Origin of the sequence: Flavobacterium sp., from assembly GCF_046296355.1 — a bacterium.
Classification (GTDB): Bacteria; Bacteroidota; Bacteroidia; order Flavobacteriales; family Flavobacteriaceae; genus Flavobacterium.
Map to the genome: position 1 here is coordinate 1 of NZ_JBKBLM010000030.1, position 26,981 is coordinate 26,981.

General features: G+C 37.3%; 25 protein-coding genes and 1 tRNA gene. 4 read left to right on the forward strand and 22 right to left on the reverse strand.

Translation table 11 applies throughout. The annotated features are described in order from the left end of the window. The 12 genes from ACK4HO_RS10760 to ACK4HO_RS10815 all read right to left on the reverse strand — a co-directional run. The coding region (locus tag ACK4HO_RS10760; protein WP_409665755.1) for a helix-turn-helix domain-containing protein at positions 1 to 86 on the reverse strand (86 nt) is incomplete at its 3' end. A 3-nt stretch (positions 87 to 89) separates the two neighbouring features. Beyond that, a complete protein-coding gene (locus ACK4HO_RS10765) occupies positions 90 to 641 on the reverse strand; it encodes a DUF2975 domain-containing protein (protein ID WP_409665696.1) in 552 nt (183 codons plus the stop codon). A 201-nt stretch (positions 642 to 842) separates the two neighbouring features. Beyond that, on the reverse strand, positions 843 to 1,010 hold the full coding sequence (locus ACK4HO_RS10770) for a hypothetical protein (RefSeq protein WP_409665697.1): 168 nt from the start codon (positions 1,008 to 1,010) through the stop codon (positions 843 to 845). 132 nt (positions 1,011 to 1,142) lie between these two features. After that, entirely contained in the window at positions 1,143 to 3,704 is a 2,562-nt protein-coding gene (locus ACK4HO_RS10775) for a T9SS type A sorting domain-containing protein (RefSeq protein ID WP_409665699.1), read from the reverse strand. A 274-nt stretch (positions 3,705 to 3,978) separates the two neighbouring features. Then, positions 3,979 to 4,206: a hypothetical protein gene (locus ACK4HO_RS10780; protein ID WP_171222905.1), complete on the reverse strand. Its 228-nt coding sequence runs from the start codon at positions 4,204 to 4,206 to the stop codon at positions 3,979 to 3,981. Positions 4,207 to 4,256: 50 nt separating this feature from the next. Continuing rightward, positions 4,257 to 4,994 carry a hypothetical protein gene (locus ACK4HO_RS10785; RefSeq protein ID WP_409665701.1) on the reverse strand — a complete coding sequence of 246 codons (738 nt, stop codon included), beginning with the start codon at positions 4,992 to 4,994 and terminating at the stop codon, positions 4,257 to 4,259. 216 nt (positions 4,995 to 5,210) lie between these two features. Then, positions 5,211 to 5,825 (reverse strand): response regulator, encoded by a 615-nt coding sequence (locus tag ACK4HO_RS10790; RefSeq protein ID WP_409665703.1) that lies wholly within the window; start codon positions 5,823 to 5,825, stop codon positions 5,211 to 5,213. After that, positions 5,822 to 7,573, reverse strand: coding sequence for an ATP-binding protein (locus ACK4HO_RS10795; RefSeq protein WP_409665705.1), 1,752 nt, complete (start codon positions 7,571 to 7,573; stop codon positions 5,822 to 5,824). The genes ACK4HO_RS10790 and ACK4HO_RS10795 overlap by 4 nt, the downstream gene beginning before the upstream one ends. 40 nt (positions 7,574 to 7,613) lie before the next feature. Then, the gene (locus ACK4HO_RS10800; RefSeq protein WP_409665706.1) at positions 7,614 to 8,063 is read right to left on the reverse strand and encodes a hypothetical protein; all 450 of its coding nucleotides are present in this window, start codon (positions 8,061 to 8,063) and stop codon (positions 7,614 to 7,616) included. A gap of 112 nt (positions 8,064 to 8,175) precedes the next feature. Further along, positions 8,176 to 9,342, reverse strand: a complete 1,167-nt coding sequence (locus ACK4HO_RS10805) for a DUF1501 domain-containing protein (protein ID WP_409665708.1) — start codon at positions 9,340 to 9,342, stop codon at positions 8,176 to 8,178. Between the two features lie 2 nt (positions 9,343 to 9,344). Further along, a complete protein-coding gene (locus ACK4HO_RS10810; protein WP_409665710.1) occupies positions 9,345 to 10,736 on the reverse strand; it encodes a DUF1800 domain-containing protein in 1,392 nt (463 codons plus the stop codon). A 4-nt stretch (positions 10,737 to 10,740) separates the two neighbouring features. Next, the gene (locus ACK4HO_RS10815) at positions 10,741 to 11,553 is read right to left on the reverse strand and encodes a hypothetical protein (protein ID WP_409665712.1); all 813 of its coding nucleotides are present in this window, start codon (positions 11,551 to 11,553) and stop codon (positions 10,741 to 10,743) included. Positions 11,554 to 11,694: 141 nt separating this feature from the next. Here ACK4HO_RS10815 and ACK4HO_RS10820 point away from each other — a divergent pair, with 141 nt between their 5' ends. After that, positions 11,695 to 13,182: an aminotransferase class V-fold PLP-dependent enzyme gene (locus ACK4HO_RS10820; protein WP_409665714.1), complete on the forward strand. Its 1,488-nt coding sequence runs from the start codon at positions 11,695 to 11,697 to the stop codon at positions 13,180 to 13,182. A 28-nt stretch (positions 13,183 to 13,210) separates the two neighbouring features. On the opposite strand, the gene ACK4HO_RS10825 is transcribed toward ACK4HO_RS10820, so the two are convergent. Beyond that, on the reverse strand, positions 13,211 to 14,083 hold the full coding sequence (locus ACK4HO_RS10825; RefSeq protein WP_409665716.1) for a lysophospholipid acyltransferase family protein: 873 nt from the start codon (positions 14,081 to 14,083) through the stop codon (positions 13,211 to 13,213). Between the two features lie 102 nt (positions 14,084 to 14,185). Between ACK4HO_RS10825 and ACK4HO_RS10830 the strand changes: the two genes are divergently transcribed. Next, positions 14,186 to 14,815, forward strand: a complete 630-nt coding sequence (locus ACK4HO_RS10830) for a rhomboid family intramembrane serine protease (RefSeq protein WP_409665717.1) — start codon at positions 14,186 to 14,188, stop codon at positions 14,813 to 14,815. Between the two features lie 49 nt (positions 14,816 to 14,864). After that, entirely contained in the window at positions 14,865 to 15,605 is a 741-nt protein-coding gene (locus tag ACK4HO_RS10835; RefSeq protein ID WP_409665718.1) for an SIMPL domain-containing protein, read from the forward strand. Between the two features lie 68 nt (positions 15,606 to 15,673). Here ACK4HO_RS10835 and ACK4HO_RS10840 read toward each other — a convergent pair whose 3' ends face one another. The 6 genes from ACK4HO_RS10840 to ACK4HO_RS10865 all read right to left on the reverse strand — a co-directional run bounded on the left by ACK4HO_RS10840 (position 15,674) and on the right by ACK4HO_RS10865 (position 20,216). Beyond that, entirely contained in the window at positions 15,674 to 16,219 is a 546-nt protein-coding gene (locus tag ACK4HO_RS10840; protein WP_409665720.1) for a hypothetical protein, read from the reverse strand. Positions 16,220 to 16,467: 248 nt separating this feature from the next. Further along, positions 16,468 to 16,549: transfer RNA gene (locus ACK4HO_RS10845), tRNA-Tyr, on the reverse strand. A gap of 150 nt (positions 16,550 to 16,699) precedes the next feature. After that, on the reverse strand, positions 16,700 to 17,074 hold the full coding sequence (locus ACK4HO_RS10850; RefSeq protein WP_409665722.1) for a peroxiredoxin family protein: 375 nt from the start codon (positions 17,072 to 17,074) through the stop codon (positions 16,700 to 16,702). A 35-nt stretch (positions 17,075 to 17,109) separates the two neighbouring features. Beyond that, positions 17,110 to 17,874, reverse strand: a complete 765-nt coding sequence (locus ACK4HO_RS10855) for a DUF4369 domain-containing protein (protein ID WP_409665724.1) — start codon at positions 17,872 to 17,874, stop codon at positions 17,110 to 17,112. A 79-nt stretch (positions 17,875 to 17,953) separates the two neighbouring features. Beyond that, positions 17,954 to 19,366 carry an MBL fold metallo-hydrolase gene (locus tag ACK4HO_RS10860; protein ID WP_409665726.1) on the reverse strand — a complete coding sequence of 471 codons (1,413 nt, stop codon included), beginning with the start codon at positions 19,364 to 19,366 and terminating at the stop codon, positions 17,954 to 17,956. Positions 19,367 to 19,430: 64 nt separating this feature from the next. After that, entirely contained in the window at positions 19,431 to 20,216 is a 786-nt protein-coding gene (locus ACK4HO_RS10865; RefSeq protein ID WP_409665728.1) for a sulfite exporter TauE/SafE family protein, read from the reverse strand. Positions 20,217 to 20,421: 205 nt separating this feature from the next. Here ACK4HO_RS10865 and ACK4HO_RS10870 point away from each other — a divergent pair, with 205 nt between their 5' ends. Beyond that, positions 20,422 to 22,377, forward strand: a complete 1,956-nt coding sequence (locus ACK4HO_RS10870) for an endonuclease (protein ID WP_409665729.1) — start codon at positions 20,422 to 20,424, stop codon at positions 22,375 to 22,377. On the opposite strand, the gene mnmE is transcribed toward ACK4HO_RS10870, so the two are convergent. The 3 genes from mnmE to ACK4HO_RS10885 are packed head-to-tail and all read right to left on the reverse strand — an operon-like array spanning position 22,378 to position 26,967. Continuing rightward, entirely contained in the window at positions 22,378 to 23,781 is a 1,404-nt protein-coding gene (gene mnmE / locus ACK4HO_RS10875; RefSeq protein WP_409665731.1) for a tRNA uridine-5-carboxymethylaminomethyl(34) synthesis GTPase MnmE, read from the reverse strand. Positions 23,782 to 23,828: 47 nt separating this feature from the next. Beyond that, complete coding sequence (locus ACK4HO_RS10880) at positions 23,829 to 26,051, reverse strand: redoxin family protein (protein WP_409665733.1); 2,223 nt, start codon at positions 26,049 to 26,051, stop codon at positions 23,829 to 23,831. Next, positions 26,041 to 26,967 (reverse strand): ABC transporter ATP-binding protein, encoded by a 927-nt coding sequence (locus ACK4HO_RS10885; protein WP_409665735.1) that lies wholly within the window; start codon positions 26,965 to 26,967, stop codon positions 26,041 to 26,043. Before ACK4HO_RS10885 ends, ACK4HO_RS10880 begins: the two co-directional genes overlap by 11 nt. Between the last annotated feature and the right edge of the window lie 14 nt (positions 26,968 to 26,981).

A 26,981-nucleotide genomic window follows, 5' to 3' on the forward strand; every position in this document is an offset into this window, starting at 1 on the left:
AAGGTTAAATCTACCTTTTCGGAAAGTTCGTTTAACGACATCTTTCTTTTGGCCATCATTACGTCTAGGTTTACAATAATTGCCATAATTTATATCGTTAAGTCGTTTTCTTTTTGGATTTCGATGCCTCTTTTGAAAATCTGTGCGATTACATACAGTGTAACGCTCATAAACAGCCACACATCACCACCGGCAAAGCGTAAATGGTAAATATCGGGCATAGTAGCGCCTTGTTTGTAAAGCCATTGCGCATAGGTAACTCCAAAGTGCGTGAACAAACCGATGCCCAAAGTCAAATAGGAAAGGATAATAATAAACCTTACTACTTCCGGGTTAAAAGGCTTTGCCAGGTTTAGTTTTTTATCGTGTAATAATTTTACAATCAGGTAAAACATTATGGCTTTCATTACCGCTATGATACTCAGATAAGTTGTGATTACAAAGTAATGGCCTTTGTCGAAATTGTAAAGTTGGGTCAAATCGATTTGTTGCCAAAATAGGCCAATGTTGTCTGTTTTAAAAAACGCTAAAGCAGTATTGAATATAAAACCGCAGGCTTCAATACACAAGCCGATAAAGATAATCCATGAAAGGATATACAAGACTTTTAGGATTTGTGCGGTACTAATTTTGATTTCCATAAGAGTGGGTTTTAAAGTTTAACAGGGCAAATATAAATCAAATATTTATTGATAAACAATAAATATACATTTTAATTTAATAAATATTTGCCGTAACTCGCTTACTGTTGGTTTCAAGCGTAGTTGGCAATAGTAAAGATTGCTTTCGGATTTTAATCAATTAGTCGGGTTTGCCTATTTTTCCCGCCTTTTTTACTGTGTTTAGAGTTTCATGATTGCTTTTCGGACTCTGTTGATGTCTTTTCGGAGGTGAATGACAGCTTTTCGGGCTTTATTGATGCTCTTTCGGAAGTCAATGACAGCTTTTCGGACTTGATTGATGCTCTTTCGGAGTAGAATGACAGCTTTTCGGAGTAGAATGATGCTCATTCGGAAGTTGATGACAGATTTTCGGAACTACTTGATAGCTTTTCGGAGTTGGCAGGTGTCATTTTAGACTTTTCACATGTTTTTAAGCACAATTCTTCTTAATCCTTCTCTAAAAATCGAGATGGAGGAACATTAATTTTTAATTAATTTAAAATGCTCAGTTTCGGTTCCGGATGAGATTTTTAAGATATATAAGCCATTCTCTAAGAAGGAAACATCTAGGTTAGTATCTGCAACTGACATGATTAAGTTTCCGGCTAGAGAGAATAGATGCACTCTATCAACGGTTTTGCCGTTTCGCACAGAAATATGGATTGTGTTTTTAACCGGGTTCGGGTAAATAACAAATGAACTTTCCTCAGTAATGACCGATGTAGATAATGACCCTTGAGGTCGTAATCGCACAAATGCATTTTCGGGTTGACCATTAAATAATCTGAAGGCACCACCCACAATAATTCGACCGGAGCTATCCACATCGACATCAGAAATAGTTTCTGCAATGGTGGGTCCATATCCAATTCCTGGAGCAAATCCACTTCCAATATCAAAAGTTGTATCGGCTGAACCATCAGAATTTCTTCGAACCAGGTAATTTGGAAAACCTGAAAACAGCCTAACACCCATTAAAATCTTTCCGTCAGGGAGAAGAGCGTGGGCTGTATTTTCGCTTTGATAAGTTTGTGTTGACGGGAATGAAAAACCAGTGTCTAAAGTACCATCAGCATTCAATCTGAATACAGTATGCCCTGCTATAACATCAGAAAAGCACAAAACCTTACCATCAGGTTGCAGTGTAAAATTAGTTACACCCAATGTTGTTGTCGGTGCATTAAAACTTGTGTCTATTTGACCATCGGGTAATAGTCTTCCCATTTTGTAATTATTGTTTCCGGCGCCTGTGTAATAAGAGAATAATATCTTTCCGTCGGGTTGTAATGCTATTTCATTACAATTGGTGTAGGTAGTAAAATTAAAAGTTGTATCAAGGGTCATATCGGGATTGAAGCGTTTAATGACATTATCGCTATTAGTTCTTCCGACGGTCAATATTTTTCCATCGGGTTGTACACGTACGCTGCGGTATGTTCCGGATAGTCCATAGTTACCGGGTGTAAGCGATACAAAAGAGGTATCAAGTGTTCCGTCAATATTTAGGCGTATAAATGAACCTCCTGACTGTCCATTGAAAGAACGACCACTTGAGGTAATAAGAATTTTTCCATCAGCTTGTAGTGCCATATCAAGAACTTGATTGAAATCGGAAATAAATTGGTAACAATTTGCTTCGAAGCTTTCGTCAAGACTACCATCTTCATTTAATCGAAGAAGACGATCACGCGTGGCTCCATTGTACATACTGAATAGTCCACTAACCAATATTTGTCCATTAGGTTGTTGTAGAATCTTTGTGGCTCTGCCATTAAAACCTTTACAAATATTGTGGAAAGTAGTGTCACGATTACCATCGGTGTCAATTTTTACAATGTTGTTTACGGCTACACCATTGTAACTGTTGATGGAACCAACACAAACAAGTTTTCCATCGGGAGTCACTTTGATATCCTTGATGTAATTGCTGTCGTCATAATCGATTGAGAAACTAACGTAAGCAGTAAATGTTGGGTCTAAAGTACCATCAGCATTAAGTCGTAAAATACTTTTTGGATTAATAAACGTGTTGGCACTAGTGTACCAATAATTAAAATCGCCTCCAATAATTATCTTATCATCTGCCAAAACAACTATTGAACTTACGCCTTCCCGATAATTGGACACTGTGAGGAATCCCCCGGTATAAAATGTGTTGTCGAGCGAACCGTCTGCGTTGAGCCTTACTAAATCTTTACGGCTTGTAGAGCCGAAAGCTCTTTCAAATTGGCCACCCACCAATATCTTTCCGTTGGAAAGCAGTACTATAGACTTGATTATACGGGTAGCATAACTGGAGGAAAATGAAGGTTCTGAAGCCTGTGGTGTATTGAGTGCCCATGTAGGATCAAGAGTACCATTTGACAAGGTACGGTAAATACGGCCTTTATCACCAAGTATAATTTTACCGTCGGGTTGAATGACAATGTTTTGTACTCCAAGGGAATAAGCTGTTGGGTCATAAACAAATGTTGGGTCCGGACTTCCATCTGGGTTTATCCTTACAATACTATTTACTGTTTGTCCGTTGTAGGCTACAATAGCTTCCCCGGCAACCAAAAGCTTGTTATCCGGTTGAATTTTAACCACGCTGGCCCAAGTATTGGTGTTAAAGGTTTCAATTGTAAATCCGTTCCCCATAACAAAGCTGTTGTCTCGAGTTCCGTCTGTATTTAATCGTACCATATATTTTGCTGTAATGCCTTCATAGGTAGTAAATTCGCCAACGACCACGATTTTTCCATCGGGCTGAATGATAAAATCCCTAATTAATCCGTTGAAATTGCCTGAAGTAAAGCTTGTGTCACGCTGATTGCCGTCAAGTCTGATTAGGCTTGTGGTGGGAACGCTGGAATAGTTGGTTACCCCAACTATGAGTTTGCCATCTGACTGGACTTCTGATTTGAGAAAATAATATCCATCAGCATAATATTGGTTATTGGGAAGTTCGTATGTATTCCAAGTTGCGTCTTTCTCAAATATATTCTGCGCTGAAGACATTGTTAAAGAAAGTCCGAATAGGAATAATAAAATATTTTTCATTTTGTACTTTGTTTGATGTTCAACTTATATTTTTAAAATTAGACCTAAAATTACAATTACACATTGTCTCTGTAATTTTCTGCCAACTAACAGACAAATTTAACTTCATATCTGTTTCGCTAATATACAAAAACCACTTTTATCTCAGGAAACTACTTTTGTGTTCCATCGTATAAGTGGTTTGGTTAATTTTTCACAATGAGGTCACTCCAAAACCCTCTCATTGAAGTCTCAAAATAACAAGAGGGCGGAGCGGTAGGTATATAGTGCCGGTTTATCGCATGCTCATTTGCACAAAGTGCAACAGCTTTTGACGTTCTACCGGCGCGGGGAATATCTTTAAACAACGGTCGACCGTAGCCGCAATACGAATGCGCGGAAAGTCGGGAAATTCCTCGGCTATGATTTGAATGATAAATTTACGGTCGAGTGGTTTCTCGACATTAATAAAGGGTTTGTCATAAACCATTTTACACTGAGATTCTACATTAGTCCAACACATGATTTTGAGAATTACGAATTATGAATTACGAATTATGAGTTATTTAGATTTTAATTACTGTCAATTCTTCCTTTTTTGAGCCATGACAATCCAAAGGCTACTAGGGCAATGGTTTCTAGAACAAAAGTGATATTATAGGCTTGTAATTGCGGATAGGTTTCTTCTAACCACACCGAGTAAATCAAAATGATGGCTATGCAAACCAACATGGTAATGCCACAGTATTTGTAAAAATTATGTGAGGGCATTTTACCAAAGTCGGCCACCTTGGCGGTGCGTCTGAAATTGAAAATACAAATGAGCGATAGGGTGATAAAAAAGAATCCGGCAAAAATATAATGGACATAGCCCATGGTTTCACTGCTGATGTAGGTGCGAACATTATCTGAAAGACATTGATTGGAAGAAGTTGGGAATAGGGCAACACCCAAAGCACAAAATCCGGCGAGGTTGGTCATAAAACTGTCTGACGGAATGATTTCCTCATCGCGTTGCGGATAACCGCGGTAACTAAAGAGAAACAAAGCCACGGCACAAAGCGTCCCGGTAAAGAGCTCGCCTACCGTGGTGTAATAGTAATGGCTGATATAAGGTTTGAAAGAACTACCGGCGGTGTAAGTATTACATTGTGTCATCATCAAAGTTTCGTTATTGAATAAATTATAATGATTGATCATATAATTGCCCGCAAGTAGGATAAAAGGCAAGGACAGTCCGAGCCAACCAATAGATTGACGCATTCGGTGATAGGAAATCACCAAGTTGGGGTTTAAGCTTTTTTTTGGCATGTATTCGTATTATCTGGATTTTACTTGATGAATAAAAACCTGCCCTTGTTACAAATATCAAATACCACTAAAATTTTTGCGAGGGACGGGCAGGATTTATTAACTAACCAAAACTTAAATTAATTATGTTTTTGATTACTTAAAATTCGGAAAAGAAAACCAATAAAAAAATCCCCATCAATGGGGATTTTTTATCGTGATTCAGAGGTAAAAATACTACAAATAGTCATATTTCCGCTCTAAAGCGAATTTTGTTAAATCGGTTTTTCCGATAATTTTGATTTTTTTCGACATGTTTTTGCGGTGGGAATCGACCGTAGATTTTTCTATAAAAAGAGCTTCGGCTATTTCTTGAGACGATTTTCCTTCGGCAATTAGTTGCAGAATCTCTTTTTCGCGGTTGCTGAAGAACAACTCGTTTTTGGGTGTTTCATATTCGTTTTCGGCCTCATTGACAAAATAGGAATAGCCTTGACTTACGGCTCTAATGGCATCTAAAACGGTTTGCAAAGAAGAGTTTTTCATGATATACCCTGAAGCGCCGGCTTGTTTCATTTGTGAAATGGCGTCGTCATGGTCAAACATGCTGAAGGCGATGACTTGGGTATCGGGGAATTCGGTTTTGATGGTTTTGGTGGCCATGATACCGTCACATTTGGGCATGCGAATATCGGTGATGACTACTTTGGGCTTGAGTTGTCGCACAATTTCTATCAGAGCAAAGCCGTCATTGGCATGCCCTACAATTTCGATATCGGTCTCATTTTTCAAGAATGATTTTATGCCATCTATTAGGGCTTGATGGTCTTCGGCGATTACTAGCGTTATCATAATGGGATGTCTATAATGATGGTGGTTCCTTTTCCTTCAAAGCTGTCTATGTTAAACGTACCGTTGAGTTGTTCGGTTTTCTTTTCGATGTTGTTCAAGCCCATACCATCTTTTTTATTGATGGTTTTGGGGTTGAATCCTTTTCCGTTGTCTTCAATCAGAATGTTGATGCTGTCTTCGTCTTGCGTTAAACTGATGGTAATTTCAGAGGCTTCGGCATGTTTGATGGTATTGGTCAAAATTTCCTGTATCATTCTGAATAAGGTTACCTCTAGTGTGTTTTCAAGACGTTCCGTCATACCAAATGGAATTACTTGCACTTTAAGTTTATTGGGAATAGACACTTTTTTGGCAATGTTTTGCACGGCAGGAACCAATCCTTCGCTACCGATAACACCGGCATTTTTGGCATGTGCCATACCGCGAACTTTTTGGTAAGCTTCTTCGATTAAGTCATCGGTTTTGGCAAACATTCCCTGCTCTTCTTCGTTGATGCCTTCTTTTTGTTGGTAAAGATTTTGAAAATTAAGTCTTAATGTGGCTAAAATACTCCCTAAATTATCGTGTAAATCGTTGGCAATTTTTATTCGTTCTTTTTCCTGACCTTCCAGCATTTTGTCTATTTCGTGAAGTTCTTGGTCTTTGAGTACATTTTCGAGCTTCTGACTTTCAATTTCTTTTTCCTGCTCGGCAATTTTTTTCTTCTTGTTGATATAACTGATCCTGAAATAGGTACCGATGATGAAAATTAAAAATATACCAACAAACAGATACAGTATCAGTTTGTTTTTTTGGTCTTTGATTTTGAGGTTTTTGTTTTCGAGCTCTTTTTTTTCAGTTTCGTATTTGGTGTTAATGTCGCGAATGATCTTGGTTTCATCTTCTTCACTCATTCCTATAGATGCATGTTTCTTATCGAGATATTCTAAGGCCTTTTCATAGTTTTTCATTTCACGATAGGTATCAGATATAAACTGGTACATATTCTGATTGAAAAGAGTTCTATAATTGTCGAATTTTAAAGAAAATGTTTTATCGAAAAGCGGTAATGCTTTCTCTGGTTTTCCTTCTAGTCTAAAAATTTGACCATAGTTAAGATAGACATAAGCCATGCCTTCCTGAAAATTATGTTTTTTACTTTTCTCTAAAGATAAATTTAGATAATGGCGTGCCAATTTAAATTTTTTCAGCGTTCTATAATAAGTAATACCAATTCTTCTGTCGTATATTGTTTCATCGATGTAATATTTGTTTTTTTCAGCAATCGCTTTTCCTTCCAGATAAACCCGAATTGCTTCATAAGGTAAAGAATCCTTAAGGTTGCTACCAACTTCTAAATAGGCCGAACTTAACAATTTAGACTTATTATTTTTTTTGGCATACGCAATAGCTTCATCCAAGAGTGGTTTGTAATCTTTATACTTATAATATGTATACCTTTTTTGTTCAGCAATAGTTATAGCCAATTCCATGGCTTTGTCTAAATCATTGGCTTTGAGGTATAACTCTCGCGCCTTTACAAAATGCTCTACGGCACCGGCACCGGAGTTGCTTAAATATTGTGTTTTTCCGGACAAATGTTCAAAAAGCGCTTGGTCTATAATAGACAACTCGTTTGGCTTGAACTTTTGTAATTCAGCCAAACGAGTTGGATAATCTAATTTTTCAAATTCATACTCAAACTTTTTTAAAGCTTTATTTTGAGCACAAGTTAGCAATGCACTAAAAAAAAATAGTGCAACAAGCATGAATCTATTACTATATGTTATTTTCTCCTTAAGCATTTATTTAAACCAACATTCCCACACCGCCTTTTCCCGGAGGTGATCCAGCGGTTAAGTGAACATAAATGCCGGCTTTGTAGTTTATAATGTATTGGTTGTCATCGGTATTGGTTGTAGGGTCAAAGCCTATGCCGTGGTGAATGTAAACGTCAATTTTATCACTGGTTCCTATGCTGAAAATATCTTTGTCGCCGGGTTCTAAATAATCTTTGTTAAGTTTATTGAATGAAATATCGTTTTCCAGAAGATTAGCATCAGGTGGATAATTGGTGAAATCGGTGTCGTTTTTATCCACCGTTTGTAAAATCCCTACGATAGCATAACGATTGGCATCACAAATATTGTAATACTCGCTAATGTAAAATTCATCGGGGCTGATGTCAGTGGTTTGAACGTCTAATTTAAAAGTGCTTTGTGTGGCATCAAAGGTTCCTGTAGATTCGTAAACTGTCATGATTGTAATAGTTTTTGTTAGGTTTATCAAAGATGAGAAAAAAAATGTAATAAAAAATCCCCATCAATGGGGATTTTTCAACATAATTTAAGGGAATAAATAGTACAATTTTCTAAAACAAGCCTTTTATTGGATTTGACTTCAGACCAATTGTTTGGGAATTAAAATTCAACTTATCTTCAAGTAACGAAGCATAAACACTTCTGAAATCAATCTCATATTTTAAATCACCTTGGTCTAAATCATTCAAGTCGGGATTTTTTCCAATAACTTTTCCGATATTATTTCCACCAATGATAAACATCGGAGCAGCGGTTCCATGATCAGTTCCGTTGCCGTTGTCTTTGACTCTTCGCCCGAATTCAGAGAAAACTACGATGGTGACATTTTGCAGTAATTGGGCTTTTTTTAAGTCGGTGTAAAAGCTGAAAATGGCATCGTTCAATTCGGTTAAATTGCGTTGGTGCAAAGCCAATTGATTGTCATGCGTATCATAACCGTTTTGGGAAGTATAATACACTTTGGAATTCAAATTGCCTTTGATTAATCGGGCAATCCATTCTAGGTTTTTACCCAAATTGGTTTTAGGATAACTCATTTCGGTTGTAGATTTTGCAATCGCTTTTTGAATTTCTTCTGAACCTTCGGAAACCGAGTTGGCAATTTTGCGCACAAAATCCAATTGCGGATTGTCGGAAAGTTTTACAGCATCGTCATTGTCATTTCTTATTTTAAATCGATTTGGGTCTTTTACCGTGATGAAGTTCGGTTCGTTACCTTTTAAAGCCAAATTATCTATCGAATCCAAATTCACGCCGGCTGTTGGCTGATGGTCTTTGCATTGCAAATCTAAATAACGGCCGAGCCAACCTTCATTCCAATATTGGTTTGAACCCGAAGCGGTTTGCCAAATTTCCTGACTGCGAAAATGCGAGCGATTGGGTTCAGGATAACCCACGTTTTGAATGATACTTAAATCACCGTTTTGTTGCATCGTCGCAAAATCTTTCAAAGCCGGATGAAAAGCCATGCCTTTGTTTTTACTGATAACTTGGTCTTTTGACAGTGCGATTTTAGTACGCAAATCATAATACAATGGATTGTCAAACGGGATATATGTATTCAAGCCATCATTGCCGCCATTCAGTTGGATAAAGACCAAACATTGTTCGCCAATTACCAAGTTAGACTGACTCCCAAAAGCATGCAGGAAATCAGGAAGCAACAATGCGCCGCCAGTAAATGTGCCTGTTAAGGATAAAAAGTTTCTTCTGTTCATGGCTAAATCAATTGGTATTCGGGTGTTTTTATCATTGCATTGAACAATCGCAATACGGCATAATCGGCGCTTTCGGCTTTGGGATTGAAATCGTATTTTAATATCGCTTCAAACTCTTTTTGCAAATTGTCATCCACGTGAAATAACAATCTGTCGGAAAGCTCAGTTATAATGGTTTTGTTGTTGCTGGTTTTGTTCCAATGGAGTTTTACTTTCACCAATTGGCTCATGCTTTCCTTAATCATTTCATCGTCAGTGAATTGTTTTCTTCGGCTCAAACTTTTACCATTGCAAAGCAAATCGGAGGCATTGTTGCGTTGCAAATAGATTTGGGAAGTCAGCCATTCTTTTCCGCCATTCCAGCCTTTTACATTGGGTTGGTTGAACAAATCCATACCTTGTTGTCTTAAGAAAAAAGCAACCAATTTCGGGTTCAATTCTTCGACATTCAGTTCGTTCATCAATTGGAGGATATAAACTAAAGGATCTTTGATTTTGCTTCCGGCATTGTCTATGGCGAATTCTTGGGTGAAGATTTTGGTTAGTAACGGTTTGATTTCAAAATCTACTTTTCGGAAATAATCACCGTAATATTGAACCAATTCCTCTTTCGGATTGTCATAAATGAACCACTTTAGGATTTTTCGTGTGAGCAAATAAGGAACAGCCTTTTGCTCGAAAATGATATCGACCATTTCCTCCGCTTTAAAATTGCCAGTTTTGCCAAAATAGGTAATCGTGTCATTGTTTTCAAGCATTCGACGATAAACTGCTTGGTCTTCGCCTAGGTTTAAGCCGGCCAAACCTTTGGCACCGTTTTTAATATCGTCTTCAGTGTAATTTCCGATGCCGAGTGTGAACAATTCTAATAATTCTCGGCTGAGGTTTTCATTGATTTTGTCTCTGCGATTGTCGACATTATCCAAATAACGCACCATGGCATTGGTTTGGATGATTTGTTTGGTTAAGGTTTTAAAGTTGCCGAATGCATGCTCGCGCAAGAGTTGATTGTGTTGAAAAATCCAATGATTGACTTTCACTTTTTGGAAGGTCGAAACAAAATGGTTGTGCCAAAAACAAGTCATTTTTTCGCGTAGCGGAAATTCATCATGAATCATTTTTTCCAACCACCAAGCTTTCATTTCCTGAGAAACTTGGAGTTCAATTTTGAGTAGTTCTTTGGCTTTTTCCGGTGAAGTATCTTTTAATTCTTGGCGTTTGGTTCTTAATTCCTGAATTGATTTAGGACTATTAGCTAAAAAAGAAGGCACACTTTTATCCCATTTTGAAATATAGGATTGCTCCAGAAACTTTGGTAAACCTATATTCTGAATAAGTTTACTTTGCTTTCCCGAAAAGCCTAAGCGCAAAGACCAAAGTGTGTTCTTGTTCATGGTTTTATCTTCTTCCTCTTACCGGAGTTCTTCTTACTTTAACGGCTTTTACGTTGCCTCTTTTGTTTTTGTGAATCACTGTAGTTCCTCGACGATTGTGCACTACTAAAGTAGAGGAATGTCTTCTCGAAGTGTAAGTTTTTCGCGCTACAACAACCCTACGCGTAGTAACCGGACGATAATAAACGCGATGTGGTGCGCAATGCGCATAAAATACCGGATGGGAAATTGGTCGCCAAGGCTTCCACCAACGAGGATAGTTTCCCCAACGGTATGGCGATACCCAAACTACATAATTAGGAGCATATAAAAAGCGTACACTTGGCCAAAGCCAAACATTAACGGAAACTATTTGAAAATCAATTTCAGGAACATTAGGTCCGCCTTTTGAACTTTTAATAGCTTCTTTTTCGTCTATTGGCTCAATGATGGTATTTTCGGGATATAAATCTTTGTCACCTTCAATTTGAAGTAAAGCTTGGTTTTCCCCGGTTTTTTCGATGCTTATGGTGGCAATGTCTTGTTTCTCTTTTTCGTCAAGATAAGTACTCAGGACAATAACATGAGAATCACCTTCTTTGATGTCTTCTACAATAATGTAATCAATATCGTCATCGTTGTTGAGGTCGAGATTGTTAACGCTGTTTTCTTGGTTAAGAAATTTTTCGAATTCTTCAAGGGAATTGGCTTTTTTAAATAGGGCCAAAGCACCTTCTAAACTAAAATCATCCCCGGTATTTACCGGACGATTGTCTTCTTGACTAAAACCTGAGGCTATACCTAGTATAACCAACAGTAGTGATATCTGTTTTTTCATGTTTAAAGGAATTTTTAAATAAGACTTATCCCCAAAGTTAAGGTTTAAACCCTTTAATAATATTGTGAATTTATCAACAAATAGTATTTTTTTTGACCTAAAATTAAAAATAATGTATCTTTGAACACAAATAGTTGCATTATGATTACCACAGAAACCCAAACGGCCTTAGAGCAGTATTTCCAACAATTTCGCCAAAACATTATTGGAATTGACCAAGAGTTTGAGTCTCCTTTCGGGAAGAAGAAAATCATTTATACAGACTGGACTGCCAGCGGAAGATTGTATCGTCCGATTGAGGAAAAGCTGATGAATGAATTCGGACCTTTTGTGGCCAATACCCATACCGAAACGACTATTTCAGGAACAGCTATGACTATGGCTTATCACGAAGCCAGACACATTATCAAAAAACATGTCAATGCCAATGATAATGATGTGTTGATTAATGATGGAACCGGAATGACAGGAGTTGTGAATAAGTTCCAAAGAATCCTAGGCTTAAAAATCCCTGAGAATTTAAAAGATTACACCTCTATCCCTAAAGAGATAAAGCCGATCGTTTTCATCTCGCATATGGAACACCACTCGAATCAAACCTCTTGGTTAGAAACCATTGCAGATGTAGTGGTAATTCCTGCCAATGAAGATGGTTTATTGTGCATGAATGAGTTCAAAGAACTATTAGAAAAATACAAAGACAGAAGTTTTAAGATTGCTTCGATAACGTCTTGTTCTAATGTAACCGGAATCAGAACTCCTTATCACGAAGTGGCTAAGTTAATGCACCAAAATAATGGGGTTTGCTTTGTGGATTTTGCTTGCTCGGGTCCGTATGTAGAAATCAATATGCATCCGGATGATGAAAGTTATTTGGACGCTATTTTCTTTTCGCCACACAAGTTTTTGGGCGGACCGGGAACTTCGGGCGTTTTGATTTTCAACAAAAATTTATACAAAAATAATGTCCCTGATTGTCCGGGTGGCGGAACCGTTTCTTGGACAAATCCTTGGGGCGAACACAAGTACATCGACAATATCGAAGACCGTGAAGATGGTGGAACGCCTGGTTTTTTACAAGTGATAAAAACGGCTTTAGCGATTCAGTTGAAAGAGCAAATGGGCGTGAAGAATATTTTAGGACGCGAACATGAAATAGTGGATTATGTATTCTCGGAATTGAATTCGATAGAAAACATTCACATTTTGGCGAATCAACACCAAGATAGGTTAGGCGTGATTTCGTTTTATATAGATGATTTGCATTTTAATTTGGGGGTAAAATTATTGAACGACCGATTCGGAATTCAAACCCGTGGCGGTTGTAGTTGCGCCGGAACTTACGGGCATTTCTTATTGCATGTTGACCAAGAAACTTCTCATGATTTGGTGTGCCAAATTACCTCGGGCGATTTAATCAAAAAACCGGGATGGATTAGAATGTCGATTCACCCGACAACGACTTCAGAAGAAATTCAATTTGTTTGCGAAAGCATTAAAGCCTTGGCACAAAACCATAAAGATTGGGCTAAAGATTATGAATACAACTCAAAAACCAATGAGTTCATTCACAAAAACGCAAAACATTCAGAATTAGCCATGGTGAAATCTTGGTTCAATGCCAAATAACTGAACACTGAACACTGCCGACTGAACACTACTTTTTTTTGTGTTTCCAACGCTTGTGCGTCCATAAATAGTATTCCGGAGCTTCATAGATTTGCTTTTCCACACGTCTTAAAAACTCATCCGATATTTGATAGTCGGGTACGTCTTTCGGGTGGTCGAACATAGTTTCTAATGTGGCTTCATAATAACCCCGTTTGACTTTTTTTACTTTTAGAAATATAACATTCATATCGAAACGTTTGGCCAACATTTCTGCACCAGTATGAACAGGAGTTTCAATCCCCATAAAAGTACCCCAATGATGGGTTTTACTCAATTGCGGAGATTGATCGCTGGCAAAACCATAAAGGCCTAAATGGTTTTCGCGATAATTTTTCTCAATGGTTGGAATGGTTTCTCTTGTTGTAATTAGAACCGCTTTAAATTTGAGTCGAATGTCTTTGACCAACTTATCAAAATGTCTATTGGCAATTTTTTTATAAATAGCATAACTGGTTAGTTTGCTGAATTTATTTAGGGAAATAGCCCATTCATAACTGGCATAGTGAGCCATCAATACTGCGATACTTTTTCCTTTTTGTTCCATATCGGATAGGACTTCCATATTAGTAAAAACAAATCGCTTATCAATTTCCTTTTCAGAAATGGTCATTGTTTTAATCATCTCTAAAAACATGTCACACATGTGACTATAGGATTTTTTTTCAATGGTTATTTGTTCTTTTTTAGACAAATGTGGAAGGGCTAATTGAATGTTTTGACGAACAATTTTTCTACGGTATCCGATAACATAATAGATCAAAAGGTAGATAACATCGGACACTGAATATAGAAGTCGGAATGGTAAAACAGAGATAAACCAAAGGAATGGATAGAGTAGTATAAAAACAATAAACTGCATGCTTGTGAATTTTATGCAAATATAAAGTTAAATGTGATTTTAAATGGATAACATCTGCAAAACCTTGAGAAGTATTGTTATTTTTACAAAAATGTTTCTGTCATGCTCAACATATTTTTATTAGGCATTATTTTAGCCAATGTTCTCGTAAGTATCAAAGGTTTTAATGACCAATTGTTTTTTAGAAAGTACCAATTTCATGTAGGCAGTATTCGAGCCGGAGAGCAAATAAGAATGATAACCTCAGGATTTCTGCATGCAGACGAAATTCATTTGGCTTTTAACATGATTACCCTGTATTTTTTTGCTCCGATTGTTTATGGTATGTTGGGGAATTTTTCTTTTCTTCTAATTTATTTGGCAAGTTTGGTTTTCGGAAGTTTGCTCACGATGGTTTTTCATGGAAATGAGTACAGTTATAGTGCTGTAGGCGCTTCGGGTGCAGTAACCGGAATAATATATTCGGCCATATTACTTGCGCCTGATATAGAGATCTATGGTTTTATTCCCGGATATATTTTCGGATTTATCTATTTGTTGGCCTCTATTTATGGTATGAAAGCAAAACGGGACAATATCGGGCATACAGCCCATTTTGGTGGTGCTATTGGCGGTTATGCCATCACGTTGATAAAAGACCCGGCATTGTTTCAAAATAGTACATCAACGGTTGTTTTATTGGCCATTCCGATTGTCGTTTTATTTGTAATGGCGAAAACCGGCAGATTATAATTGGCACAACTTTTGGAAAGTCACTTTTAATATTTAAAAATATTGTATTATGAAATCGAAGATTCACGAATACCAAAAAAACAAATTTAATCTCATGAGTAAAAAAGCAGTTTTAATTTTAGCCCTATTAGTCGCAGGTATTTCCAATGCGCAAGAATCAAAAGCCCAAGTGCCTCAAATTTCAGTTTCCGGTGAAGGAAAAATAAAAATTATTCCTGATCAAGCTGTGGTAACGGTTGGTTTTCAAAACTCGGGGAAAGATGTCAAAGAAGTAAAGACTTTGAACGATGAGGTGGTAGATAAAGTCATAAAGTTTTTAAAGAAAAGCGGTATTCCGGCCACAGATTACAAAACAAGTAACGTTAGTTTGGGTAAAAGTTATGACTATGAAAAGAAAAAATCCATTTTTCAGGCCAGTCAAACTTTGAGCATCACCCTAAAAGATTTGTCAAAGTATGATGATATTATGATGGGATTGAATGATGCCGGGATTAATTCTATTCAGGGTGTTGAATTTAAATCTTCAAAAATGGAGGATTATGAAAGAGAAGCCAGAAAAAAAGCCATCTTGAATGCCAAACAAAAAGCCAATGACTATGTTTCGGTTTTAGGGCAAAAAGTAGGCAAAGCTATTTTGATTACTGACAACTCAAGTGTTCATGTGCCACAACCTTATTTTAAAGGAAATATGATGGCAATGGCTACCGAGGCTGATTCTTCTAGAGAAACATTGGCCATAGGTGAAATAGAAATTGTTACCAATGTGAGTGTGGTCTTCACTTTAGAATAATCAATAGGTTTAAAATAAAAAATCCCGTCTTGTTTAATTGAGACGGGATTTTTTTATGGTGTATTTTTTTATTTCGGTAATGGTGCTCCAACGGCAATTCCACATTGGTGTCCTGCTTGTCCGTGCGGTGGATTCATTCCCGGTGCAGTGGTTGTAGTCTGTGCAGCATCCGGATTTAAAATGGCCGGAGCACCGTTTGGTTGAGTGGTGGTTTGCGTGGTTTGTGTCGTGAATTTACTTGGGTCAATTTGTTGGGTTGTAGCCGAACCTATTTTAGGTTGGTTAGCATTTCCCGGAGGAGAATTCAATGGCGCGCCTACAGCTATATCACAACGGTGTCCCGGTTGTCCGTGTGGCGGATTCATTCCTTTTTTGGTGGCTATTTGTGGGTTGGGTGTCAACGTTTGACTGGCAGTCGCCGGTTGATTTTGGGTTGGGGCTACATTTTGAATAGCGGGTTGTTGCGTATAAGTTTGTGCCGGAATAGATTGAACTCTAGGCATTACTATTTCTTTTGGAGTGTCACTTGTCGTTGCAGCTTCCTCTTCTTTTTTACACGAAGTAAATACAAAAGAGACCGTCAGTAGTGAGCAAATAATTAGATTTGATTTCATAAAACAATATTTTAGAATTCCAAAGATACTTTTTTTGATTATATGTCCAACAAAAAAAAGCGTTAGTGAGGTGGTGTAATAATGTTAAAGTTTTGAAGTCGGGATATTTATAAAGTAAATTAGTCTTTTCATGCAATTGGGGAGAGCAGGATTACTTCATGATCCGTAAGGGTTCACCCTTACGCAAGCATTATAAAACAAAAAAACCATCAAGTGAACTTGTGGTTTTTTCTTATTTAAAATACTTGTGGGGAGAGCAGGATTCGAACCTGCGAAGATGTAATCAGCGGATTTACAGTCCGCCCTCGTTGGCCGCTTGAGTATCTCCCCATTGCTTATAGCGATTGCAAATATAAAAACACTTTTGAGCTTCACAAATAAAAAGGACATATAATTGAGTAACTTTTTTTAAGCTATTGGTTTTAAAAGAAATAAAAAAATCTCCTTCGGGAGATTTTTATTTATTATCATCAAAAAGTCTTATTTTGAGTCCAAAAGTGCTTTGATTTTGACTTTCATTTCTTCATGAGGTAAATCTATACCGACAATTTTTCCTTTAGCATCTAATAAAAAAGTGGTTGGGATTAATTCAATTCCGTATTGCATTGCAATAGGATTTTCTTCCATTTGTTTTAAATTAGAAACCTGTGTCCAAGTCAATTTGTCTTTGGCAATAGCTTCTTTCCAATTCGCTGCATCATCATCTAACGATACACTTATGATGTTAAATCCTTTACCTTTAAACTCATTGTACAAAGCCACTAGTTTTGGATTGGCTGTTCGACATGGCGCACACCATGAAGCCCAAAAGTCAAGCAAAGTTACTTTGCCAAGACTTTCATTTAAAGAAACCATTTTCCCTTCAGGAGTTGGTGCTTTAAAGTTGGGTGCTATTTGGTTAACTCTGAGGGCTGACTTGGTGTCGGTTTTTTTTTTAACGCATCTATACTCTCTTGAATACTTTTTGCCGGTTTGGTTTTTTTCAAAGAGGCATCCAAAGAATTGAAATTATCTTCAATTTCTTTTGGTGTAAACTTAGGATTGCTCATCATCATTTGAACGATTAGTACACTGATGAATGATTTTGGGTGTGATTTAGGGTAACTGAAAGTGAACGCTTCCATGTTTTTTTGAACTTCTTTTTGAAGAGGCTCATATTCTGCTCTTAATTTATTGGCAATGGCAGTATCTCTGGTTTTTTCAACTTGTTCAATCAAGGCTTTGTTTTTAGTTTCAAAAGCTTTCATTTTCTTTTGAGCTGCTTTCTGAAGCTTGTTTGATTCATTATTGAAGTTTGTGAACTCGTCATTATTGTAAGTTCCCGATAATTTAGATTTGAAAAGACTGTCTTTGTCTACTTCAATTTCAATTTCGCCACCTTCTAATATTAAAGGAAGTTTGTTTTGTAATTTGTCAAATCTTAAGAAGTAAATTTCAGGCTCGCCGGTTTTACCTTTGATTTCAAATTTTCCGTCTTCAATTTTTACAGTATCTATGGCGGTGAATCCCATTCCCATTGGGCTTTGTTTTTCTAAGAAAACCAAACCTGTTTTCATACCTTTTACATTCCCTGTGATAATATATTCCCCTTCTCCCAAGTTGTTACAGGCAAAAAGTACTACAGCTACGGCTACTAATAGAATTATTTTTTTCATTTTTTTGTTTTAAATTTTACGACTGCAAATGTATTTAAATTGCAATAGTTTAAGTGATTTTTTTGTTTTTTTTATTGAATTATTTTTTGGTGGACGGACAGACAAATTGGGTGCAAGTGACAGCGGTTTGCTTGATGCCGTTGATCCCTTTTTCAACATTAATGATGTTGTGGATGCCTCTCGATTTTAATATAGAAGCCATAATCACAGAACGATAACCACCGGCACAATGCAAATAAAAATCCTTGCCTTTTGGGACACTTTGAAAATTCTCATTTACCGAATCTAAAGGAATATTAATTGCATTTTCAACATGCTCTGCCTCGAATTCTCCGGGTTTTCGGGCATCAATAACTGTACTGTCAGCATTCAATTGATTGGAGAATTCTTCAGGAGTGATTGATTTAATGCTGTCGGTTTCAAATCCGGCTTCAATCCAAGCTTCAATCCCACCATTCAAATACCCTAAAACATGGTCAAAACCTACACGAGATAATCTTGTGATGGTTTCTTCTTCTCTTCCTGCCGGTATAACTAACAATAGTTTTTGATTGACATCTCTCAGTAAAGAACCAACCCATGGGGCAAAATTCCCCTGAATTCCGATAAAGATTGAGTAGGGAATGTGCGCTTTTACAAAATCATTTTCGTGGCGAACATCTAAAACCACAACATCGCCTTGATTGGCAACCGCTTCAAACTCATTTGACGAAAGCCCGACTTTGCTTTTTAGAATGATAGTATCCAAACTATCATAACCTTTGATATTCAGCATCACATTTTGTGGGAAATAAGCAGGCGGAAGTCCTAAACCGTCTAATAATTCTTTGGTGAATTCTTCTTTAGTCATATCAGCTCTTAAAGCGTAATTGGTTCTTTTTTGGTTGCCCAAGGTATCTGTAGTTTCCTTGCTCATGTTTTTTCCGCAAGCACTGCCGGCACCGTGACTCGGATACACAATCAAATCATCTCCCAAAGGCATGATTTTGTTGCGCAATGAATCAAATAAATAGGATGCCAATTTTTCCTGTGTCAACTCTTCTGTTAAAGCTTGTGCTAAATCCGGACGGCCCACATCTCCAATAAATAAAGTATCTCCGGTAATAATGCCGTGTTGTTTTCCGTTTTCGTCAGTCAATAAATAGCAAGTGCTTTCCAAAGTATGTCCGGGAGTGTGGATGGCTTTTATGGTATAATTCCCTACTTTAAATTCCTGATTATCTTCGGTTATAATTGCTTCAAAGGCAGGTTCGGCAGTTGGACCATATACAATTTTCCCACCACTTTTTTTAGCCAAATCCAAATGTCCTGATACAAAATCGGCATGGAAATGGGTCTCAAAAATATACTTGATTTTGGCATTGTCTTTAGCCGCTTTGTCCAAGTAAGGTTGTACCTCACGCAGCGGATCAAAAATAGCTGCTTCGCCATTGCTTTCCAGATAATAAGCCGCTTGGGCGATACATCCGGTATATATTTGTTCGATTTTCATAATTAAAAAGATTTAGGCAAATTTAAATATTTGAGGTGTATTAACAATTTGAATTTAGAATACTTTATGAAAACACCTCTTTGTAAATGATAACCACCGCCATAGCTAAAACGAAGAAACCAAATATCTTCTTGAGTCGTTTTTCGTTGAGGTATTTTTGAATATAGAGTCCGATAAAAATTCCAATAACAGACAATGAAGTGAATAATAATAAGAAAGACCAATCGATATCACTGGTTTGTAAATCGCCAAGAAAACCAATCAGCGAATTGATAGTGATAATTAACAACGAAGTACCAATGGCTTTTCGGATGGGTAGTTTGGCCAATTTCATCAAAGCAGGAATGATGAGAAAACCACCACCAGCGCCAATCAAACCAATTAAGATACCAACCAAAAACAGTTGGAGAATCAGCCAATATTTATTTTGCGGTTCCACTTTTACAATTACCTTACTTTCTTTAAGCATTGAAATAGCAGCCTTTAACATCACTACGGCAAAAATCAACATCAAAAAAGTTCCTTTGGTTAATTGTAATGAACCAAAATAAAATAATGGGTCAGGAATAGTAGGAACTAAAAATTTTCGGGACAAATAAACACCAAGTACAGATGGTATGGCAAATTGTAACGCTGTTTTAACGGCAATCGACCCATTTTTAAAGTTTTGAAAACTTCCGAAGGCAGAAGTGGTGCCAACAATAAATAGTGAATAGGCACTGGCTATTACAAAATCCAAATGAAGCAGGTAAACCAAAATCGGTACCGTTAATATTGAACCACCACCACCGGTAATCCCCAAAACGATGCCTATTAGCAAAGCACCAACGTATCCTAAAATTTCAAACATTAGTAAGTGTGATAAGTAGCGTAAAAATAGTGTATTTCTGTTAAAAATAAGCAATTGATTTTGTGTGGTAAAATTCTGTTGTTACTGTTTTTTATTTAAAGGTTTTTCTTTAAAAAACAATCCAACATCAATTAAATAATCATAAATAAATTGAATTTAACTTTTAATAGTTTGCATATCAATAAATTTGACAAAATTTCAATTAATGCTCAAGAAAATATTGTGCTATCTATTGGTGCTGTCCACATCAATGATACAAGCTCAGGTGGTTATCAACGAACTCGATTGTGATACCCCAAGTACCGATGATAAGGAATTCATCGAATTAAAATCAGTCACTCCAAATTTTTCCTTGAACGGCTATGTTTTGGTCCTTTTTAACGGTACCGGAACACAAGCTAATTTGAGTTACTATGTCATCGATTTAGATGGTTTAACCACCGATATAAATGGAATTGCGGTTATTGGAAACAACTTAGTTTCTCCGGTTCCTGATAGGGATTTACCCGATAATATTTTTCAAAATGGTCCTGATGGAGTTGCACTGTATTTAGGAGATTCATCTGATTTCCCAAATGCTTCTCCGGCTACAACCAACAACTTGGTAGATGCATTGGTTTACGATACAGGTGATGCTGATGCAACTGATTTAATGGCTGCTTTGGGTGTCACTATCCAAATTGATGAAAATGCCAATAGCGCTCAAACCACCCAATCCATCCAAAGAAAACCGGATGGGACTTATGAAACCAAACTGCCAACTCCAGGCGCTAACAATGACGGTACAGGCTTTGTTTACAACGGAATTACCATTTCAACATTGGCCACGCAATACAACGAAGGGCAATCTTTTGCAGTTACCTTCACTACACAAACCAATGTTACTTCCGACTTAAATTTTACGTTTTCACTTTCTAACGGCAATTTTAATACTTCAGATTATACGGGTAGCGTTGCTGTTTTTATACCAAATGGTTCTAATTCTTTCACGACCAACATTCAACTGGTGGATGATACCAATGATGAAGGTGATGAAGTGGCCAAAATTAAATTTAACACTTTGCCTTCTGCCTACAACAGAATCAATGATAACATTGAAATCAGAATTATTGACAATGACTACACAGTCGCTGCTTGGGGAACGCCTTTGAATCCAACTTACGGCATCGTAACCAGCACAGCGCCTGCAGGCTATTACGATTCTTTAGAAGGAAAATCGGGTGCAACATTGAAACAAGCAGTTCAAGATATTATTGCCAATCCGAATGTAGTACACGCTCACAATTATGGCGATATGGAGACTATTTTAAAAACGGCTGATCAAAATCCGCTGAATAGCAATCAGGTTTGGTTGATGTATGTGGAAGTGCCAAGATCAAAATTAGACATACAAGAAACGGGAATCAACACCGGAAAATGGAACAGAGAACACATTTATCCACAATCACGTGGCGGTTTTACCGATGGAACGGAATCTATTCCTGACGGAATTAACAATTGGTTACCAACCAATGCCGATGATATCTTAGCCGGTCATGCCGATGCGCACCACATTCGAGCCGAAGATGGTCCGGAAAACAGTTCGCGCGGTAATAAAGATTATGGCGAATACATGGGACCAACTGGAACACAAGGTAGTTGGCGTGGCGATGTTGCCCGTTCGTTGTTTTACATGGCGATTCGTTATAATGCTTTGAGTGTTGTGCCCGGAAATCCTGCAAATACTACTGTGGGACAAATAGGGGATTTAACTTTGTTGTTGCAATGGAATCAGTCTGACCCGAGAGACGATTTTGAAATGAACCGAAATAACTACATCTACACTTGGCAAGTTAACAGAAATCCATTTATTGATTATCCTCTTTTGGCCGATTATATTTGGGGCGCGAATGCCGGTCAGACTTGGTTTGCTTCGCTTTCTACGAATGAAAATCAAACCGTTAATTACTCGGTTTATCCCAATCCGGCCAAAGAAAGCTTTACTGTTTTCGGAATCAATACAGCAGCTACAATTGAGCTTTACAACAGTTTGGGAATGAAAGTTTTTGTGCAAAAGTTTACAGGTGAAACCAATATCGTTCCGAATGTAAGTTCCGGAATTTATTTGGCCAAAATTACCAGTGATAACAAAACAGTGGTGAAGAAACTAGTGATACAATAATTACTTTCCGATACAGAAGTTAGCAAAAATATTACCCAAAAGCTCATCATTGGTTACTTCGCCTGTGATTTCACCAAAGTAATATAACGCTTGTTTAATATCGATAGCCATTAAGTCTGAGGACAAATTGGTATCCATGCCAAAACGCACTTTCTGAATTTCTTCCAAAGCTTTTAACAACGAATCATAATGACGCGTGTTGGTCACAATGGTTTCGTTATTGCGCAAAGCACCAGTGTTTACAAACGACATGAGTTGGTTTTTTAAATCTTCTATGCCTTGTTTGTTTTTGGCGGAAATGGTTATAGGTTGTATGTTGTATGTTGTAAGTTGGTTCAATATTGTGGTTAATTCCTCTTGAGAAAGTTTATCAACTTTATTAAGTACAACGATTATTGGTTTTAATGGAAATTGATTTTTTATTTTTCCAATTTCGATATTTAAACTTTCCAAACTGAGCACTGAACACTGAACACTGTCTACTAAATACATCACTACTTGCGCTTGTTCAATTTTCTCAAAAGTTTTTTTGATGCCGATGCTTTCTACCACATCTTTCGTCTCTCGAATTCCGGCGGTATCTATAAATCTGAATCCGATTCCTTCAATGACCAATTCGTCTTCGATGGTGTCACGAGTCGTTCCGGCTATGTCGGAAACGATGGCGCGTTCTTCGTTTAATAAAGCGTTGAGTAAAGTCGATTTTCCCACATTGGGTTCACCCACAATCGCTACGGGAATTCCGTTTTTGATGACGTTTCCAACCGCAAAGGAATCGATTAGTCTTTTTAAAACAAATTCAATTCGGTTGAGTAATTCTTTAAATTGGGTTCGGTCGGCAAATTCTACATCTTCTTCAGCAAAGTCTAATTCGAGTTCAATTAGCGAGGCAAAATTCAACAATTCTTCACGGAGTTTGGCAATTTCGTTACTAAAACCACCGCGCATTTGTTGCATCGCAATTTGGTGACTGGCTTCATTGTCTGACGAAATCAAATCGGCTACGGCTTCTGCTTGAGACAAATCGAGTTTGCCGTTTAAGAAAGCACGCAAAGTAAATTCACCCGCTTGAGCCATTTTGCAACCTTTTCGCAGTAATAATTGAATGATTTGTTGTTGGATGTATGTCGACCCGTGACAAGAAATCTCAATCACGTCTTCTCCGGTATAAGAATGCGGATTTTTAAAAATGGAAAGCAAGACTTGGTCATAAACCTTTCCTTCGTCAACAATATGACCGAGGTGAATCGTATGGGTTTTTTGTTGGCTGATGGCTTTTCCGGAAATCGATTGGAATACTTTTTCAGCTATGGTAATAGCATCATTACCCGAAATTCGGATAACGGCAATCGCACCGGCACCTGATGGCGAAGCTAAAGCTACAATAGTTTCTTGTGAAATCATTCGTTTAAAATTTTGGCAAAGATACTAAATCTATAAAAGCTATTGGGCTATTCATCTTCGGGTAACTGCAATGCTTTTCGCAACAAGATTTCAAATGAAGTATCGCTCGGAAAAGGCAAATTAGCATTGACAAAATTCCCGTTCGGATCAATCAATAAAAATCTTGGGATGGAAACAACATTGTAATCTTTCCTAAACAAATTCAAATCGTTAACGTGTAATTGCAAGACCGATTTAGATTTGCCTTTAGCAGCAATATACCATTTTTGGATATTTTCATCGGTACTTAGGGCGACAAATTGGATGTTTTCTTTTTTGTATTTCAGCGCAAACTTTTCAAAGTAAGGCGATTGTTGTTTGCACGGTCCACACCAAGTCGCCCAAACATCTATCAGCACAAATTTTCCTTGTAAATCAGCCAAAAAACCACTTTTGCCGTCAATAGAAGTTGCTTCAAAGAGTGGCGCTTGTTTGCCTTTGCCTAAACTCTCAGCAATATTGTTGAGTTTATTGATTTTTCGTTGGTAATTTTTATCGCTGAATTGCGTGATGTATTGTGCCACAAATTCATTGCGTTCGCTACTGGTTGAAGCTTCTTCAATGCTTTTGCTCATTTGCCAAAAAAGCATTTTGTCTTTAAACGAACCCGTTTTCATTTTGGAAATGGCCAAAATAGATTTGGTGTTATCGTCAATGTCTTGGTTATTTTTGGCTATCAATTGGCTGATTACATAATCAAAATATTCAGCGCTGCTGAGCAAACTTTCATCTGTCAGCGATAGGTTGGCTTGTATTTCGGCAATGAGTTTTCCACCATTGGTTTTCTCATTCGGATACAAAGCGGCTCTCTTTTTGACAAAATCATTCCACATATTCAGGTAACGAGTGGTGATTAATTTTTGGTTTCTTTTGGTGTAATCGTCTTTCGGAATATAATTGTCAACTGTCTTGAATTTGTTGGAAGTTTCCATGTTTTCTTTCCATTCCTCGTGTAAAGCATCGATTATGATGTTGGGTTTGTCTAAATTGACATTTTCTTCCAAATAATAAGAAACCATGCTCCAATCTAATTTTGAAGCGGTAGCCATCTGATTCTCGGCTAATCGTGTCCCTTTTAGTTTAAAATCGGATACTTGCCCGAATATTTTTCCATCCAAATAAATACTGTCATTTTGGCCAAAAAATACATTGCCACCAAACTTTCCGTCGATTACAAAAGTGTAATTATCCGTAATCACCTTTTTGTCAAAGACATAGTGAAAAGTGTTGTTTTTAAAGGGAATGACGGCAATGGTGTCTTGAACCGTATTGTTTTTCAGATAAATTTTTTGAAATTGGTCTTTACTGTCAATGTGCCCACAGAAAACCGCTTTGCCATAATCGGGCATCTGATTGGGTTTTAACAGCCAATAGGTCAATCCGCCAAAGACCAGCAAAACAGTTGCTAAACTGATGATTTTTGTGGGATTGTTAAAAGTTAACCGGAGTGTTTTGTATCGGTACCAATTAAAACCGATGTATAATAAAATGACGCTAATGGTAACGCCAACATATTCGGTAAAAGTGAACCAATACCCCAAGTCACTGCCATCAGGGTTTGCCGCAATTTTAGACAAAATTTCATAAGGATACCAAACCGGAACCAAATCAAAAGGCTTCAAAAATACGGTTAGCAACAATCCGAAAAAGCCAATGACAATCGACCAAATAAAACTCGGAATCAAGACTGAAATAATAAACTGTATAGTGGTTATTAAAAGCGATGCCACAAACAATCGGGCAATGGTGTGAAATATTTCGCCAAAAGGAATTTCCAACTGTGCTGCTTTGGGAACCGTTACGATGAATGTGAGTAACCAAGCGCAAAGCATTGAAACCAAGATAAACGAAACGATAGAAATTAAATTGGCTATCAATATGGTGCCAAACTTCGAAAAATAAATCGAGAACTTAAACGTTGGTTGGGTTTCCATCAGTTGCCAACCTCCGTTTTTATGGTCTAATTGGGTAATGCGACTCACGATTATGATAATCAACAACGGAAAAAAGAAGTAAGCAAACGGATTGACAGCTTCTTTGATAAAGTTTTGGTAAATATTGAAAGGCAACGTTTGTTTTATTTCTTCGGTGCTCATTACTATGGTAACAATAAAAAATAAAACGGGAGAAATAATGCCTAAAATGGCGCTGGTCCAATAAAAACCGGTGCCTCTTTTTTTGATGTTTTCGGCTTTTAAAGCGGTGATAAAGTTGCGTATATTATTTTTCATCTCTATGTTTTTCATTAGTTATTGTCATAAACCATTCTTCTAATCCATCCAAGATTTTCACTTCATAAATCGAGGCGTTTTTGGAGATTAGGGTTTTAATAAAATCAGGAATGAGTTCTTTGTTTCCAATGTCTACCGTAAGCTGGTTTTGGGCAACTAAATTCACATTTTGGTAGTTGGCTTCCAGTTCGGTTTGCCATTTTTGAGCCTCATCAATCGTAAGCTGAATTTTACATAGTCCGGCAGCTTTGGAAAGTTCCTGCATGGTGCCTTCAAAACGCAGTTTGCCTTTACTGATGATGCCAACATGGGTACACATTTTTTCAATTTCGCTAAGCAAATGGCTCGAAACAAAAATAGTCACACCTTTTTCTTTATTGAGTTTGATGAGCAACTTCCGTATATCGATAATACCGTTGGGATCTAAGCCATTTACCGGTTCGTCGAGCAATAGTAGTTCGGGTTCGTTAAGCAATGCCATGGCAATGGCAAGACGTTGTTTCATTCCCAATGAATATTGTCTGGCTTTCCGTTTTCCGTCTCTGGATAAATCAACCAATTCCAAGGTTTCGTGAATTTTTTCTTCGGGAATGTTTCTAAGTTTGGCGATGTATCTTAAATTGTCAATACCACTCAAATGCAGATACAGTGCAGGCGATTCCACCAAAGAACCAATTTTGGAAAAAACCATTGGCAATTGTTTTTGTAGTGGTTGGTCAAAAAGTTTGATTGCATTGCCTTGTTCCGGAATAATTCCGGTGAGCAATCTCATGGTGGTTGATTTCCCGGCGCCATTTGGGCCTAAAAACCCATAAATAGAACCTTTGGGAACATTGATGGAAATATTGTCCAGGACTTTTTTATACTTGGAATATTCGAAATGAAGTGACTCGGTTTGAATGATATATTCGGCCATGATATTTTTTTATT

Excerpts from the sequence above, each read along its gene's own strand:
- ACK4HO_RS10765 (WP_409665696.1), bottom strand. The coding sequence starts at position 641 with ATGGAAATCAAAATTAGTACCGCACAAATCCTAAAAGTCTTGTATATC.
- ACK4HO_RS10770 (WP_409665697.1), bottom strand. The coding sequence starts at position 1,010 with ATGAGCATCATTCTACTCCGAAAAGCTGTCATTCTACTCCGAAAGAGC.
- ACK4HO_RS10775 (WP_409665699.1), bottom strand. The coding sequence starts at position 3,704 with ATGAAAAATATTTTATTATTCCTATTCGGACTTTCTTTAACAATGTCT.
- ACK4HO_RS10780 (WP_171222905.1), bottom strand. The coding sequence starts at position 4,206 with ATGTGTTGGACTAATGTAGAATCTCAGTGTAAAATGGTTTATGACAAA.
- ACK4HO_RS10785 (WP_409665701.1), bottom strand. The coding sequence starts at position 4,994 with ATGCCAAAAAAAAGCTTAAACCCCAACTTGGTGATTTCCTATCACCGA.
- ACK4HO_RS10790 (WP_409665703.1), bottom strand. The coding sequence starts at position 5,825 with ATGATAACGCTAGTAATCGCCGAAGACCATCAAGCCCTAATAGATGGC.
- ACK4HO_RS10795 (WP_409665705.1), bottom strand. The coding sequence starts at position 7,573 with ATGCTTGTTGCACTATTTTTTTTTAGTGCATTGCTAACTTGTGCTCAA.
- ACK4HO_RS10800 (WP_409665706.1), bottom strand. The coding sequence starts at position 8,063 with ATGACAGTTTACGAATCTACAGGAACCTTTGATGCCACACAAAGCACT.
- ACK4HO_RS10805 (WP_409665708.1), bottom strand. The coding sequence starts at position 9,342 with ATGAACAGAAGAAACTTTTTATCCTTAACAGGCACATTTACTGGCGGC.
- ACK4HO_RS10810 (WP_409665710.1), bottom strand. The coding sequence starts at position 10,736 with ATGAACAAGAACACACTTTGGTCTTTGCGCTTAGGCTTTTCGGGAAAG.
- ACK4HO_RS10815 (WP_409665712.1), bottom strand. The coding sequence starts at position 11,553 with ATGAAAAAACAGATATCACTACTGTTGGTTATACTAGGTATAGCCTCA.
- ACK4HO_RS10820 (WP_409665714.1), top strand. The coding sequence starts at position 11,695 with ATGATTACCACAGAAACCCAAACGGCCTTAGAGCAGTATTTCCAACAA.
- ACK4HO_RS10825 (WP_409665716.1), bottom strand. The coding sequence starts at position 14,083 with ATGCAGTTTATTGTTTTTATACTACTCTATCCATTCCTTTGGTTTATC.
- ACK4HO_RS10830 (WP_409665717.1), top strand. The coding sequence starts at position 14,186 with ATGCTCAACATATTTTTATTAGGCATTATTTTAGCCAATGTTCTCGTA.
- ACK4HO_RS10835 (WP_409665718.1), top strand. The coding sequence starts at position 14,865 with ATGAAATCGAAGATTCACGAATACCAAAAAAACAAATTTAATCTCATG.
- ACK4HO_RS10840 (WP_409665720.1), bottom strand. The coding sequence starts at position 16,219 with ATGAAATCAAATCTAATTATTTGCTCACTACTGACGGTCTCTTTTGTA.
- ACK4HO_RS10850 (WP_409665722.1), bottom strand. The coding sequence starts at position 17,074 with ATGGTTTCTTTAAATGAAAGTCTTGGCAAAGTAACTTTGCTTGACTTT.
- ACK4HO_RS10855 (WP_409665724.1), bottom strand. The coding sequence starts at position 17,874 with ATGAAAAAAATAATTCTATTAGTAGCCGTAGCTGTAGTACTTTTTGCC.
- ACK4HO_RS10860 (WP_409665726.1), bottom strand. The coding sequence starts at position 19,366 with ATGAAAATCGAACAAATATATACCGGATGTATCGCCCAAGCGGCTTAT.
- ACK4HO_RS10865 (WP_409665728.1), bottom strand. The coding sequence starts at position 20,216 with ATGTTTGAAATTTTAGGATACGTTGGTGCTTTGCTAATAGGCATCGTT.
- ACK4HO_RS10870 (WP_409665729.1), top strand. The coding sequence starts at position 20,422 with ATGCTCAAGAAAATATTGTGCTATCTATTGGTGCTGTCCACATCAATG.
- mnmE (WP_409665731.1), bottom strand. The coding sequence starts at position 23,781 with ATGATTTCACAAGAAACTATTGTAGCTTTAGCTTCGCCATCAGGTGCC.
- ACK4HO_RS10880 (WP_409665733.1), bottom strand. The coding sequence starts at position 26,051 with ATGAAAAATAATATACGCAACTTTATCACCGCTTTAAAAGCCGAAAAC.
- ACK4HO_RS10885 (WP_409665735.1), bottom strand. The coding sequence starts at position 26,967 with ATGGCCGAATATATCATTCAAACCGAGTCACTTCATTTCGAATATTCC.